The organism is Blastococcus tunisiensis, from assembly GCF_900112815.1.
GTDB classification, from domain to species: domain Bacteria; phylum Actinomycetota; class Actinomycetes; order Mycobacteriales; family Geodermatophilaceae; genus Blastococcus_B; species Blastococcus_B tunisiensis.
The window spans coordinates 63835-77603 of record NZ_FOND01000002.1; the positions used below are offsets into that span (position 1 = coordinate 63835).

The 13769-nt window shown below is 74.0% G+C and carries 13 protein-coding genes and 1 other RNA gene; 11 read left to right on the plus strand and 3 right to left on the minus strand.

The annotated features are described in order from the left end of the window. The first annotated feature begins 180 nt into the window (after window positions 1-180). Window positions 181-276: signal recognition particle sRNA small type (gene ffs / locus BM142_RS02760), an RNA gene on the plus strand. 77 nt (window positions 277-353) lie between these two features. Beyond that, window positions 354-1007 carry a YceI family protein gene (locus tag BM142_RS02765; protein ID WP_092195265.1) on the plus strand — a complete coding sequence of 218 codons (654 nt, stop codon included), beginning with the start codon at window positions 354-356 and terminating at the stop codon, window positions 1005-1007. Between the two features lie 15 nt (window positions 1008-1022). Here BM142_RS02765 and BM142_RS24345 read toward each other — a convergent pair whose 3' ends face one another. Together BM142_RS24345 and BM142_RS02775 are read right to left on the minus strand one after the other, a co-directional pair. After that, window positions 1023-1889, minus strand: coding sequence for a hypothetical protein (locus BM142_RS24345; RefSeq protein WP_092195266.1), 867 nt, complete (start codon window positions 1887-1889; stop codon window positions 1023-1025). Next, entirely contained in the window at window positions 1886-2404 is a 519-nt protein-coding gene (locus BM142_RS02775; protein WP_254790487.1) for a SigE family RNA polymerase sigma factor, read from the minus strand. Before BM142_RS02775 ends, BM142_RS24345 begins: the two co-directional genes overlap by 4 nt. 116 nt (window positions 2405-2520) lie before the next feature. On the opposite strand from BM142_RS02775, the gene BM142_RS02780 reads away from it, so the two are divergent. The 9 genes from BM142_RS02780 (at window position 2521) to BM142_RS02820 (ending at window position 13166) form a co-directional block, all read left to right on the plus strand. Next, complete coding sequence (locus BM142_RS02780) at window positions 2521-4845, plus strand: DNA polymerase III subunit gamma and tau (RefSeq protein ID WP_092195268.1); 2325 nt, start codon at window positions 2521-2523, stop codon at window positions 4843-4845. 4 nt (window positions 4846-4849) lie between these two features. Next, window positions 4850-6007 carry an acyl-CoA dehydrogenase family protein gene (locus tag BM142_RS02785; RefSeq protein WP_092195269.1) on the plus strand — a complete coding sequence of 386 codons (1158 nt, stop codon included), beginning with the start codon at window positions 4850-4852 and terminating at the stop codon, window positions 6005-6007. Between the two features lie 74 nt (window positions 6008-6081). Continuing rightward, the gene (locus tag BM142_RS02790) at window positions 6082-6402 is read left to right on the plus strand and encodes a YbaB/EbfC family nucleoid-associated protein (RefSeq protein ID WP_254790488.1); all 321 of its coding nucleotides are present in this window, start codon (window positions 6082-6084) and stop codon (window positions 6400-6402) included. 30 nt (window positions 6403-6432) lie between these two features. Further along, window positions 6433-7032, plus strand: a complete 600-nt coding sequence (gene recR, locus BM142_RS02795) for a recombination mediator RecR (RefSeq protein WP_092195271.1) — start codon at window positions 6433-6435, stop codon at window positions 7030-7032. A 184-nt stretch (window positions 7033-7216) separates the two neighbouring features. Further along, window positions 7217-8896, plus strand: coding sequence for an ABC transporter substrate-binding protein (locus BM142_RS02800; RefSeq protein ID WP_254790489.1), 1680 nt, complete (start codon window positions 7217-7219; stop codon window positions 8894-8896). A gap of 100 nt (window positions 8897-8996) precedes the next feature. After that, complete coding sequence (locus BM142_RS02805) at window positions 8997-10001, plus strand: ABC transporter permease (RefSeq protein ID WP_092195273.1); 1005 nt, start codon at window positions 8997-8999, stop codon at window positions 9999-10001. After that, window positions 9998-10939, plus strand: a complete 942-nt coding sequence (locus tag BM142_RS02810; protein ID WP_092195274.1) for an ABC transporter permease — start codon at window positions 9998-10000, stop codon at window positions 10937-10939. The genes BM142_RS02805 and BM142_RS02810 overlap by 4 nt, the downstream gene beginning before the upstream one ends. 35 nt (window positions 10940-10974) lie before the next feature. Next, the gene (locus BM142_RS02815) at window positions 10975-12027 is read left to right on the plus strand and encodes an ABC transporter ATP-binding protein (protein ID WP_092195275.1); all 1053 of its coding nucleotides are present in this window, start codon (window positions 10975-10977) and stop codon (window positions 12025-12027) included. After that, complete coding sequence (locus BM142_RS02820) at window positions 12024-13166, plus strand: ABC transporter ATP-binding protein (RefSeq protein ID WP_092195276.1); 1143 nt, start codon at window positions 12024-12026, stop codon at window positions 13164-13166. The genes BM142_RS02815 and BM142_RS02820 overlap by 4 nt, the downstream gene beginning before the upstream one ends. 118 nt (window positions 13167-13284) lie before the next feature. On the opposite strand, the gene BM142_RS02825 is transcribed toward BM142_RS02820, so the two are convergent. Next, on the minus strand, window positions 13285-13656 hold the full coding sequence (locus tag BM142_RS02825; RefSeq protein WP_092195277.1) for a Rieske (2Fe-2S) protein: 372 nt from the start codon (window positions 13654-13656) through the stop codon (window positions 13285-13287). Window positions 13657-13769 lie beyond the last annotated feature (113 nt).

A 13769-nucleotide genomic window follows, 5' to 3' on the forward strand; every position in this document is an offset into this window, starting at 1 on the left:
TGCCGGACGGGGACACGGGACCGGAGCGCGGCACGGCGACGCGGCAGGCCGGTGGCCTGCGGCGGAAGGGGTCAGCCCCCGGCGCTCCGGGTCAGGAGCGGGGAGGGGGCCTGCGCGTCATGGCCGGGAGCGTAGCGGGAGCCGGCGCCGGGGCGCCGCGGCATTCCTCTACAGTGGACGCCAGACCCCTCGTGTGGCGTCATCCTGTGAACCTCCCCAGGGCCGGAAGGCAGCAAGGATAAGCGGGCTCTGGCGGGTGCGCGGGGGGTCCCTTGCATGTCCGGACCGGCTCTCCCAGGCCCCTGCCAGGTGCGTGCGCTTCGATGCATGAACCGTCGAGCAGAGGAGCCGTCATGAGCCGCCGCGCCTGGGTCCTGCTCGCGATCCCCGTCGTCCTCGTGCTCGGCCTGGTGCTCGGACCGCTGGCCTATGCCGCCCTGCAGGACGACGCGCCGCCGGCCGCGACCGTGCAGGCGCAGCCGTCCGGCGCCGAGCTCTCCTCCGGGACCGACGGCAGCTGGACCGTCTCCGACGGCTCGACCGCCGGGTACCGCGTCGACGAGGTGCTCAACGGCGCCGACGTCACCGTGGCCGGGACGACGGGGCAGGTCAGCGGCTCGGTCGTCGTCGAGGGCGGGGCTCTCGAGTCCGCCGAGGTGGTCGTCGACGTGGCCAGCGTCCCCACCGACAGCGCGCGGCGCGACGCCTACTTCCGCGACAGCATCATGGACGTCGGCACGCACCCCACCGCCACCTTCACCGTGACCGGGCCGGTGCAGCTGCCCGAGCTGTCCGGGACGCCCGTGACCGTGCCGGTGACCGGCGAGCTGACGCTGGCCGGCGAGACCCGCGCGGTCCAGGTCGACCTCTCCGTCGTCCGGACCCCCGAAGGCGTGGACGTCTCCGGATCGATCCCGGTCGTCTTCACGGACTTCGCGATCGAGCCTCCGAACCTCGGATTCGTCCGGGTCGACGACCAGGGGACGGTGAGCTCCTGCTGCACCTGACGACGTGACGGCGGCTCACCAGGTCGCGGCGGCGAGGTCGACCAGGGCGAGCAGGCCGGTGACCCCGGCGTCCGGGGGGCTGCCGGGGATCTCCTCCACCGACAGCACCCAGTAGCCGGCACCCGCGCTGTCCGGCACGCGCAGCGTCCAGACGGTCGCGGTGCCGGCGGGGCAGAGGGTCAACGGCGTGACGTCGACCGTGCTCGGCATGGCCTGCACGTGGCAGCCGTCCAGACTCACGGAGCTGTTGACCTCGCGGACCATGTTTTCCTCGGTCTGGCCGGGGAGCAGGGACAGCTCCAGTGCCAGCCCGGGCGGTGACCACCGGCAGCCGTCGACGAGCCCGCTCCCGTCCGCGCCGCGGACGTCGGTGCCGAGCGCGGCGCTCAGGAATCCGTCGGCGGAGGGACAGCTGCGGTCGGCGCCGATGCGCAGCTCGAGCATCGGATCGCGGGCGGCCAGTGCGCCGGCGATCACCTGACTGCGCGCAGCCTGCCGCATCGCCTCGTCGCCGGCCAGGTGGTCGTCGGCCCCCTGGTCCGCGCCCTCGGCGGCGTCGCGGGCGTCCTCGGCCGCCGCGTGCGCGGCCTCGGCCTCGGCGGCCCGTGCGGCGTCCTCGTCCGAGGGCCCGGTCGTCGCCGGCGCCGTCCGGGCGACCTCTCCCGAGGACGGGCCGGCGAGGGCGCCGACCGCTGTGGGGACGCCGACGGCGGCCACGGCCACGGCCACCGCCGCGGAGGTGACCGTGATGCGCACCCGACGGGCGCGCCGGTACCGCCCGCGGGCGCCGTCGACGTGGCCCATGACGTCGACGGAGGGCGCCAGCTCGTCGGCCAGATCCGTCAGGCGCCGGCCGAGGACGGACGTCTCGTGGTCGCTCACGGGTTCCTCCTCGACAGGGGCGTGCGGTCGTCGGTGGCCAGGAGAGCGCGCAGGGCGGCGAGCCCCTTGGTGACGTGGTTGTTGACGGTGCTGCGCGAGCAGCCCATGGCCTCGGCGGTCTGGGCCTCGCTGAGGTCGTCGAAGTACCGGAGGACGACGGCGGCGCGGACCCGCGGTGACAGCGTGAGCAGGGCGGTCCGCATCTCGTCGGTCTCCGCGTGGGCGGCCTGCAGGTCGCCGTCCGCCCGGTCCGGGAGGGTCTCGATGACCTGCTCGCTGTTCATCAGCCGGCGGGCCCAGCTGAGGTGGGTGTTGATCATCAGCCGCCGCACGTAAGCCTGCGGATGATCGGCGCGGCGCACCTTCGACCACGAGCCGTAGGCCTTGGCCAGCGCCGTCTGGAGCAGGTCCTCGCCGCGGTGCCGGTCGCCGGTGACCAGGCAGGCGGTGCGCAGCAGCTGCGCGCCGTGACCGACGACGAAGTCGGTGAACTCGTCGTCCCGAGAATCGCTCACTGGCCCCTCCGCTGGTCGCCGACACCTGGTGGACGCCGTGGGGACGGCCGGCCGCCCCACACCGAGAGGTATCGGTCTCATCACGGGTCGTCGGCACCCGTGGGTAACCTCGCCGCGTGGCTCTGGCGCTCTACCGCAAGTACCGCCCGGCGACCTTCGCCGAGGTGGTCGGGCAGGAGCACGTCACCACCCCGCTGATGAACGCCGTGGACGGCGGGCGGATCAACCACGCCTACCTCTTCAGCGGCCCGCGCGGCTGCGGCAAGACGTCGTCGGCGCGGATCCTGGCCCGCTCGCTGAACTGCGCGCAGGGCCCGACCTCCACCCCGTGCGGCGTCTGCGAGTCCTGCATCGCCCTGGCGCCCGACGGCCCGGGCTCGCTGGACGTCATGGAGATCGACGCGGCCAGCCACGGTGGTGTCGACGACGCCCGTGACCTGCGGGAACGCGCCTTCTTCGCCCCGGTGAGCAGCCGCTACAAGGTCTACATCGTCGACGAGGCGCACATGGTCACCACGCAGGGCTTCAACGCCCTGCTCAAGGTGGTGGAGGAGCCGCCGGACTTCCTGGTCTTCGTCTTCGCGACCACCGAGCCGGAGAAGGTCCTGCCGACCATCCGCTCGCGCACCCACCACTACCCGTTCCGGCTGGTGCCCCCCACCACGCTGCGCGGCCTGCTGGAGAAGACCTGCGAGGCCGAGGGGGTGACCGTCGAGCCGACGGTCTACCCGCTGGTGGTGCGGGCCGGCGGCGGCTCGGTCCGCGACTCGCTGTCGATCCTCGACCAGCTGCTCGCCGGCGCCGGACCGGAGGGGGTCACCTACGCGAGCGCCGTCGGGCTGCTCGGCGTCACCGACGACGCGCTGCTGGACGAGACCATCGACGCACTGGCCGCCCACGACGCCCCGGCGGTGTTCCGCGCCGTCGACCGGGTGGTCGAGGCGGGCCACGACCCGCGCCGGTTCGCCACCGACCTGCTCGACCGGCTCCGCGACCTGATCGTGCTCGACGCCGTCCCGGACGCCGGGGGCAACGGCCTGCTCGACTGCCCGCCCGACCGGGTGGACCTGATGAGCTCCCAGGCCTCGGCGCTCGGCTCGGCGACCCTGTCGCGGATGGCCGACACCGTGCACGAGGGCCTCACCGAGATGCGCGGGACGACGGCGCCGCGGCTGCTGCTGGAGCTGGTCTGCGCCCGCATGCTGCTGCCGGCCACCGACGGCTCGGCCGCCGCGACGCTGCAGCGCCTGGAGCGGCTCGAGCGGCGGATGTCGATCGCCGGTGAGCACGCCGGGCGCCCCGAGGCCGGGCGCGAGGCGCCGGCCGGGCCGGCCCGGGAGGTGCCGCGGGCCGCCGCCCCGGCCCCTGCATCCGCCCCGGCCTCCGCCCCTGCCTCCGCGCCGGTGGCTGCCCCTGCCGCGCCTCCGGCCGCCGCCGCCCCCGCCGCGCCCCCGGCCTCCGCGCCCCCGGCCGCCGCCCCTGCCGCGCCGCCCGCCGCCGCGCCGGCGGGTGCGGGCGGGCGCAAGGAGTACGTCCGGCCCTCGCAGCGCGGCGAGGCCCCGCCGCCCGCGGCTCCCGCACCGGCCGCTCCCGCGGCGGCCGCCGACGACTGGCCCGAGACGGTCCGCCCGGGCTCGGGTCGCGCCACGGCACCCGGCACGCCGCCCGGCGCGGCGCGCGGCACGCCGTCCGCCGCGCAGCCGCCCGCCGGTCCGCCGGCCGGGCGACCCGCGCCGCGCACCGCGGCGGGGGAGCCCGACATCCCGTTGCCGCCGGAGCCCACCGACGACGAGGACTGGCCGCACCCGGCCAGCCCGTCCGCCGGCCGCGCCGCCGCGGCGCGCACCGAGGCCGCCGGCGGCGGGACGCCCCCGGCCGCCGGTCCGCCCCGCGCCGCCGCCGAGTCCTCGCCCGCCCCGCGCGGTGGGGAGCCGACGCCGGTGGTCTCGGCCACTCCCGAGCCGGCGGGGGACGGCGAGCTCACCACGACCGACGTCCGCCGGGTGTGGCCGGAGCTGCTCGCCGTCGTCAAGCGGCACAAGCGCACCACCGAGGCGCTGCTGAAGAACGCCCAGGTGCACCAGCTGGCCAACGGCGTGCTGACCCTCTCCACGTCGTCCCCGGCGCTGGCCCGCCGGATCGGCGACGACCTGAATAAGGACGTCATCCGGGAGGCGCTCAACGAGCTGCTCGGCGTCCGCTGGCGGGTCGACGCCGTCGTCGAGGGCGCGGCGGCCGCCTCGGGGCCGCCGGTGCCGCCCGAGCAGGCCCGCGAGGCGGCCCGGGCCGCCGAGGCCGCGGAGGCCAGCGAGCTCATGGCCGAGCGGGCCGCCGACGCCTCGGCGGCGGCCGACGGGGAGCCGCCGCCGGCCGTCGACCCCGAGCAGGCGGCGCTGTCGTTGCTCAAGGCCCAGCTCGGCGCCCGCCCGCTGGACGGCTGACCCGATGAGCGTCCGCGACCTCCCCGAGGACGAGCAGGCGATCGTCGAGGCCGTGGCCCGCTGGGTCGACCGCGAGGTGCGCCCGCACGCTGGGCGGCTGGAGCGGGCGGGGGAGTACCCCGCAGCGCTGATCGACCAGATGAAGGAGATGGGCGTCTTCGGCCTCGCCGTCCCGGCGCGGTGGAGCGACTCGGCCGTCTCCACCCGCTGCTTCGCGCTGGTCACCGCCGAGCTCGCCCGCGGCTGGATGAGCCTGGCCGGCGCGACGGGCGGGCACAGCGTCGTCGCCCGGCTGCTGGCCGCGTACGGCACGCCCGAGCAGCAGCAGCGCTGGCTGCCGCGGATGGCGACCGGGGAGGTGCGCGCCGCGATGGCGCTCACCGAGCCCAGCGGCGGGTCCGACCTGCAGGACATCCGCACCCGTGCCGTGCGCGACGGGGACGCCTACGTCGTCGACGGCAGCAAGACGTGGATCACCAACGCCCGCCACGCCGGCCTGATCGCCACGCTCGTGAAGACCGACCCGGCGGCGTCCCCGCGGCACCGGGGCATCAGCATCCTGCTCGTCGAGCCGGGCCAGGTGGAGGTCTCCCGCGACCTGCCCAAGCTGGGCTACCGCGGCGTCGAGTCCTGCGAGCTGTCCTTCGCCGGGGCCCGGGTGCCGGTCGGCGCGCTCCTCGGGGGCGAGGAGGGGCGCGGCTTCGCCCAGTTCATGACCGGCCTCGAGCTGGGCCGGGTGCAGGTCGCCGCCCGCGCCGTCGGCGTCGGGCAGGCCGCGCTGGACGACGCGCTGGCCTACGCCCAGCGGCGCGAGACGTTCGGCCGGCCGATCTGGGAGCACCAGTCGGTGGGCAACCTGCTGGCCGACATGGCCACCAAGGTGCACGCCGCCCGGCTGCTGGTCCTCGACGCCGCCGCCGGCATCGACGCGGGACGGCGCAGCGACCTGGAGGCCGGGATGGCCAAGCTGTACGCCTCCGAGGCGTGCATGCAGGTGGCCCTGGACTCGATGCGCATCCACGGCGCCGCCGGCTACTCCGCCGAGCTCGACGTCGAGCGCTACTTCCGCGACGCGCCGCTGATGATCGTCGGCGAGGGCACCAACGAGATCCAGCGCGGCGTGATCACCCGGCGGCTCGTCGAGCGCTCCCGGGAGCCCTGAGCCCGGCGTGCCGGTGCGCGTCGGACCGGCGGCCTACTCTCGACAGCATGTTCCCCGGTGGTCAGCAGCCCGACATGGCACAGCTCCTCCAGCAGGCCCAGCAGATGCAGCAGCAACTGGCCGCCGCCCAGGAGGAGCTGGCGCGCACCGAGGTCACCGGCACGGCCGGCGGCAACCTGGTCACGGCCACGATGACCGGCGGCGGTGACGTCACCGCGATCAGCATCGCCCCCGACGCCGTCGACCCCGACGACCTCGAGACCCTGCAGGACCTCGTCGTCGCCGCCCTGCACGACGCCAAGCGGGCCGTCGACGAGCTGGCGGCGCAGACGATGGGCCCGCTGGCCGGCGGCCTGGGTGGTCCCGGTGGCGGCCTGGGCCTCCCCGGTCTCTGAGCCCGCCGTCGGATCTGCGAGGACCACCCCGTGTACGAAGGCGCCGTCCAGGACCTGATCGACGAGCTGGGCCGGCTGCCCGGCGTCGGCCCCAAGAGCGCGCAGCGCATCGCCTTCCACCTGCTGTCGGCCGAGTCCGCCGACGTGAGCCGGCTGGTCGCCGCGCTGACCCGCGTGCAGGAGGAGGTCCGCTTCTGCGTGACCTGCTACAACGTCGCCGAGGCCGAGCAGTGCCGGATCTGCCGCGACCCGCGCCGCACCGACGACGTCCTCTGCGTCGTCGAGGAGCCCAAGGACGTGGTCGCGATCGAGCGCACCCGTGAGTTCCGGGGCCGCTACCACGTGCTCGGCGGGGCGATCAGCCCGATCGACGGCGTCGGCCCCGACGACCTGCGGGTCAAGGAGCTCATGACCCGGCTGATGAGCGGCGTCGTCACCGAGCTGATCATCGCGACCGACCCGAACCTCGAGGGCGAGGCGACGGCCGCCTACCTGGCCCGGCTGGTCTCGCCGATGGGTCTGGCGGTCTCGCGGCTGGCCAGCGGGCTGCCGGTCGGCGGTGACCTGGAGTACGCCGACGAGGTCACGCTGGGCCGCGCCTTCGAGGGCCGCCGCCGCATCGACGCGTAGGGCGCTTCATCACGAGATGGTGTCGATGACGTCGGCGGCCTCACCAGGGGCGACGGCGGCGTCCTAGGGTCCCGGTACGTCTGTGGAGCGATTCCCGTCCACGGCAGCCAAGCCCGGAGCTCGTCCGGCCCGCGAGGGCCGAGAAGGCAGGTTTTCCGCGATGACCCGTCGCCATACCCGAGCGGTGGCCGCATCCGCGTCCGCGCTCATCGCCGTGACCTTGTCCGCCTGCGCCTCCAGCGACCGCGACGACTCCGGTGGCGGCGACGCCGCCGAGGGGCAGTCCGGCGGCACGCTGGTCTTCGGCGCGGCCGGCGACCCCGCGATGTTCGACCCGGCCTTCGCCAGCGACGGCGAGACCTTCCGGGTCGCCCGCCAGATCCACGAGGGGCTGCTGACCAACGAGCCGGGCACCACCGAGCTCGTGCCGGCCCTGGCCGAGGACTGGGAGGTCAGCGAGGACGGGCTGGAGTACACCTTCAACCTGCGCGAGGACGTCCAGTTCCACGACGGGACGGCGTTCGACGCCGAGGCGGTGTGCTTCAACTTCGACCGCTGGCACAACTTCACCGGCCTGGCGCAGAGCCCCAGCGCCTCGTACTACTACCAGGCGGTCTTCGGCGGCTTCGCCGACAGCGACAACCCCGGCATCTACGAGGGCTGCGAGGCGACCGACGAGAACACGGCGGTCATCACCTTCAACCAGGTGACCAGCAAGATCCCCGCCGCCCTGTCGCTGCCGGCGTTCTCCATCCAGAGCCCGACGGCGCTGCAGGAGTACGACGCGGACAACCTGTCCGGCAGCGAGGACGCGATCACCTACACCGAGTACGCGCTCGAGCACCCGACCGGCACCGGCCCCTTCAAGTTCGACAGCTGGGACCGGGGCAACGGCGAGGTCACCATCGTCCGCAACGAGGACTACTGGGGCGAGCCGGCGCTGCTCGACGAGATCATCTTCCGCACCATCCCCGACGGGAACACCCGCCGGCAGGAGCTGCAGGCCGGCACCATCGACGGCTACGACTTCGTCTCGCCCGCCGACTACGACACCCTGGAGGGCGAGGGCGCGCAGGTCCTCGTCCGTGACCCGTTCAACATCCTGTACCTGGGCATCAACGGCGGGAACGTCCCCGGCACCAGCGCGAACCCGGCCCTGCAGGACATCCGGGTCCGTCAGGCGCTGGCCCACGCGATCGACCGGGAGACCATCGTCAACTCGCTGCTCCCCGAGGGCGCCGAGGTGGCGACGAACTTCATGCCGCCGACGGTCGACGGCTGGGCCGACGACGTGCAGACCTACGAGTACGACCCCGAGCGGGCCCGCCAGCTGCTCGAGGAGGCCGGCGCGCTGGGCACCACCCTGCGGTTCTACTACCCGACCGACGTCAGCCGGCCGTACCTGCCGGACCCGGCCGCGATGTACCAGGTGATCAGCGAGGACCTGCAGGAGGCCGGTTTCACCATCGAGCCGACCGCGCTCCAGTGGAACCCCGACTACCTGCAGGCGGTGCAGTCCGGGCAGGCCGACATCCACCTGCTCGGGTGGACCGGTGACTACAACGACGCCTACAACTTCATCGGCACGTTCTTCGCCGAGGACCAGAACAACCAGGCGTCCGCGGAGTTCGGCGCGTTCAGCGCCCCGGAGATCTTCGAGGCGCTGGCCGAGGCCGACGCCGCGCCGGACCCGGCCGACCGGACGGAGCTCTACCAGGAGGCCAACCGGCTGATCAAGGAGTTCCTGCCGGCCGTGCCGATCTCGCACTCGCCCCCGGCGCTCGTGGTCGCCGAGAACGTGCAGGGTCTCGAGCCCAGCCCGCTGACCGCCGAGGACTTCTCCTCGGTCTACCTGGAGGACTGAGCCGGTACCCCCCCGACCGCGCCGGCGGTGGCATGATGCCGCCGCCGGCGCGGTCGCCGGTCCGGGGTGGACAACCGTCCGGAAAGGCTGACCCGACCACGTGCTCCGCTTCATCGTCCAGCGGCTGCTCCAGCTGATCCCGATCCTGCTGGGCCTGTTCGTGCTGCTCTTCGCCTGGCTGCGGGCGCTGCCCGGCGGGCCGGCGCAGGCCGCGCTCGGCGAGCGGGCCACCCCGGAGGCCATCGCCCAGTACAACGAGCTGTTCGGTCTCGACGAGCCGCTCTACGTGCAGTACCTGCGCTTCCTCGGCCGGGCGGTCACGCTCGACTTCGGCAACTCCACCCAGTACGGCCGCCCGGTCACCGAGGTCTTCCTGGAACGGTTCCCGGGCACGATCGAGCTGACCCTCTTCGCGATGATCTTCGCGATCGGCGTCGGCATCCCGCTGGGCTACTTCGCCGCCCGCCGGCACGGCAGCGTCTTCGACTCCGCGTCCGTCGTCGGCTCGCTGCTCGGCGTCGCCATCCCGGTCTTCTTCCTCGCCTACCTGCTCCGGCTGCTGTTCGCCGTCGAGCTCGGCTGGCTGCCCGGCTCCGGCCGGCAGGACGTGCGCATCGACGCCACCCGGATCACCAACTTCTACGTGCTCGACGGGCTGCTGACCCGGGAGTGGGACGCGGCGTTCGACGCCTTCCTGCACCTGATCCTGCCGGCCATCGCGCTGGGCACCATCCCGCTGGCGATCATCGTGCGGATCACCCGGGCGTCGGTGCTCGACGTCGTCAACGAGGACTACGTGCGGACGGCGAACGCCAAGGGCCTGGCCATGGCGACCGTGCGGCGCCGGCACATCGTCCGCAACGCCCTGCTGCCGGTCTCCACGACGATCGGCCTGCAGACCGGCCTGCTCCTGTCCGGCGCGGTGCTCACCGAGACCGTCTTCGCCTTCGGCGGGGTGGGCCTGGCCCTCCGGGATGCGATCACCTACCGGGACTTCGCCGTCCTGCAGGGCTTCATCCTGCTGCTCGCCGTCGTGTACGTGCTGGTGAACCTGCTGGTCGACATCTCCTACGGCCTCCTCGACCCGAGAGTGAGGGTGCGGTGACCGCGGTGGGGGACGTCCGCCGGCGGCGGATCGACGAGCTGGCCGCGAAGGCGGGGGCGATCCCGGAGGGCGACGGCGGGCTCTCGCTCACCCGCAGCGCGATCCGCCGGCTGCGCCGCGACCCGGTCGCCATCATCGGCGCGGTCATCGTCGTGGTCTTCCTCGTGGTGGCCGCGTTCGCCCCGCTGCTGGCGCCGAAGGACCCGGTCACCCAGTACCTGCTGTCGGAGATACGGCCGGGCCTGATCCCGGGCCCGCAGGAGGGCTTCCCGCTCGGCGTCGACAACCTCGGGCGGGACCTGCTGTCCCGGCTGATCTACGGCTCCCGCCAGTCGCTGATGATCGGCGTGGTGTCCACCGTCCTCGGGCTGGTGGTCGGCATGACGCTGGGCGTGCTCGCCGGCGCCTTCGGCGGGTGGGTCGACACCGTCGTCATGCGGTTCGTCGACATCATCCTGTCGATCCCGGGCCTGCTGATGGCGATCACCGTGTCGGTGCTGCTCGGCCAGAACCAGTACTCGCTGATGATCGCCATCGCCGTCGTCCAGGTGCCGGTCTTCGCGCGGCTGCTGCGCGGGTCGATGCTGGCCCAGCGGGGCAGCGACTACGCCGTCGCCGCGCAGGCGCTGGGCGTGAAGAAGGGCCGCATCGTGTTCGGGCACGTGCTGCCCAACTCGCTGTCGCCGGTGATCGTCCAGGCGACCCTGTCGCTGGCGACGGCGATCATCGAGGCGGCCGCGCTGTCCTTCCTCGGTCTGGGCGACCCGGACATCGCCCGCCCGGAGTGGGGCGCGATGCTGGCCAACGCGCAGGACTTCCTGTCCGTCCGCCCGTGGCTGGCCATCTGGCCGGCGCTGTGCATCATCGTGGTGGCCCTCGGCTTCACGCTGCTCGGTGAGCGGCTGCGCGAGGCCCTCGACCCGAAGTTCCGGCGGTGAGCGCGCATGGGCGCAGTGCAGCGAAGGAGCCCGACGTGAGTGCCGCCGGACCGCTCTCCGGCGCGCCGGTCCTCGAGGTCGAGGAGCTCGCCGTCACCTTCTCCCGCAAGGGCGAGGCCCCCGTCCGCGCCGTCGACGGGGTGAGCTTCGACGTCGCGCCGGGGGAGACGATCGGGCTGGTCGGGGAGTCCGGCTGCGGCAAGTCGGTGACCTCGCTGGCGGTCATGGGCCTGCTGCCGAAGCGGGGCGTGTCGGTCACCGGGTCGGTCCGCTTCAACGGCCAGGAGCTGGTCGGCGCGGGGGACTCGATGCTCCGCCGGCTGCGCGGTGCCGACATGGCCATGGTGTTCCAGGACCCGCTGTCCTCCCTCAACCCGACCGTGCCGATCGGCACCCAGGTCACCGAGGTGCTGCTCGAGCACCGCGAGATGGACCGCAAGGAGGCCTCCCGCGAGGCCGTCGTGCTGCTGGACAAGGTGGGCATCCCCGACCCGGTCCGCCGGCTGAAGGAGTACCCGCACCAGCTGTCGGGCGGGATGCGGCAGCGCGCGCTGATCGCGATGTCGCTGGCCTGCTCCCCCCGGCTGCTGATCGCGGACGAGCCGACCACGGCCCTGGACGTGACGATCCAGGCCCAGATCCTCGAGCTGCTCAAGGAGCTCGTCGTCGACACCGGGACGGCGCTGGTGATGATCACCCACGACCTCGGCGTCGTCGCCGGGCTCTGCGACCGGGTGCACGTCATGTACGCGGGGAAGATCATCGAGTCCGCCGAACGGCACGAGCTCTTCGCCAGGCCGCGCCAGCCCTACACCGGGGGACTGCTGGCCTCGGTGCCCCGGCTGGACGCCAGCCGCGGCACGCCGCTGCGGCCCATCCGCGGCTCGGCCCGCGACGCCATCCCCTGGACGCAGGGCTGCGCCTTCGCCCCGCGCTGCGACAACGCCCAGGACGACTGCCTCACCGAGGTGTCGGGGGAGATCGTGCCGCTGGAGTACGACGGCCCCGGCCGGGAGCTGCGCTGCCGCCACCCGCTGGAGTACCCGCAGGCGCCGCCCGGTGCCACCGCCCTGGGAGCCGCCCGATGACCGCCGGAGCCGGGACGGAGGAGCCGCTGCTGCGGGTCCGGGGCCTGAAGGTGCACTTCCCGATCAAGCGCGGGATCGTCTTCGACCGGACCGTCGGGCACGTGCGGGCCGTCGACGGCGTCGACCTCGACATCGACCGGGGCTCGACCTACGGCCTGGTGGGCGAGTCCGGCTGCGGCAAGTCGACGCTCGGCCGGGCGATCCTGCGCCTGGAGGAGCCCACCGCCGGGGAGGTGGTCTTCGACGGCACCGACGTGGCCTCGCTCAAGGGGGAGCCGCTGCGGCAGATGCGCCAGCGCATGCAGATGGTCTTCCAGGACCCGCTGGGCAGCCTGGACCCGCGGCAGAACGTCGAGTCGCTGCTGTCCGAGCCGCTGCACGCGCACGGTCTGGGGGGCGGCAAGGCCGGGATCGCCGAGAAGGTCCGGACGCTGCTCGACGCGGTGGGCCTGCCGGCGGCCGCGCTGCGCCGGTACCCGCACGAGTTCTCCGGGGGGCAGCGCCAGCGGATCGGCATCGCCCGCGCCGTCGCCCTGGAACCGGACCTGCTGATCGCCGACGAGCCGGTCTCCGCGCTCGACGTCAGCGTCCAGGCCCAGGTGCTCAACCTGCTGGAGGAGCTGCAGGAGCGGCTCGGCCTCACCTACCTGGTCATCGCCCACGACCTGGCGGTGGTCCGCCACATCAGCGACGTCGTGGGGGTCATGTACCTGGGCTCGCTGGTGGAGCAGGCGCCGGCCGACGACCTCTACGAGCAGCCGCTGCACCCCTACACGCGGTCGCTGATGAGCGCCGTCCCCGTGCCGGACCCGGTCGTCGAGGAGACCCGGGAGCGGATCCTGCTGGCCGGTGACCTGCCGTCGCCGGCCGACCCGCCGAGCGGCTGCCGGTTCCACACCCGGTGCCCGTGGCGGCAGCCGACCCGCTGCGACGACGAGGTGCCGCTGCTCCGCGAGCTCGCGCCCGGGCGGCTGGTCAGCTGCCACTGGGCCGAGGAGATCCGCGACGGCGCCCTGCTGCCCAAGAGCGCCGAGGAGGTCGCGGCGTCGATGGGTGCCTCGGTGCGCGCGACCGGCTCCGGGCGGATCGAGACCGACGCGCTGGTGCAGGGCGTCGACCAGCCGATCGAGCGGCGCTGAGCCCACCCCGGGCATAGCCTCCTGTGCCTATGTCCGGGGCCGCGGGCGCACGGGCATAACCTCCTTTGCCCGCGTCCGGGGCCCGCGAGACGTAGGTAGAGCCTCCTGTGCCTGAGGGCTACTCGCGGACGACGACGTCGTCGCCCGCGCGCGCCGCCCGGCGGACGCGGAGCCGGGCGATCCGGCCCACCAGCTGCACGACCTGGGTGTAGAGCGGCGTCGGCCCGTGGTAGCCGAGGAAGCCGCGCGGCCCCTCGACCATCTCGCCGGTGCGCACGTCGTAGCGGCTCTGGTGCCACGGGCAGACCAGGCAGCCGTCGGCGTCGACGCTGCCCTCGGACAGGTCGGCCAGCTGGTGGCGGCACCGGCGGGAGACCGCGAAGTAGTCGTCCTCCCCGGCGTCCCCGCGGTTGCCCACCGCCCAGTCACCGGCGCGGCGGACCGTCCCGGGCGGCAGGTCGGAGGCTGGCAGGCGGTCGGGTCCGGGCACGGGGCTCCTCCTCGGTAGGGCGGGGACCTCCGCCCTACCCCGTGCGGCGGAACCGGACGCCTGGCCCGTCGGTAGGGTCCGGGGTCCGTACCGAGAACGTCCCAGGAGGTGCC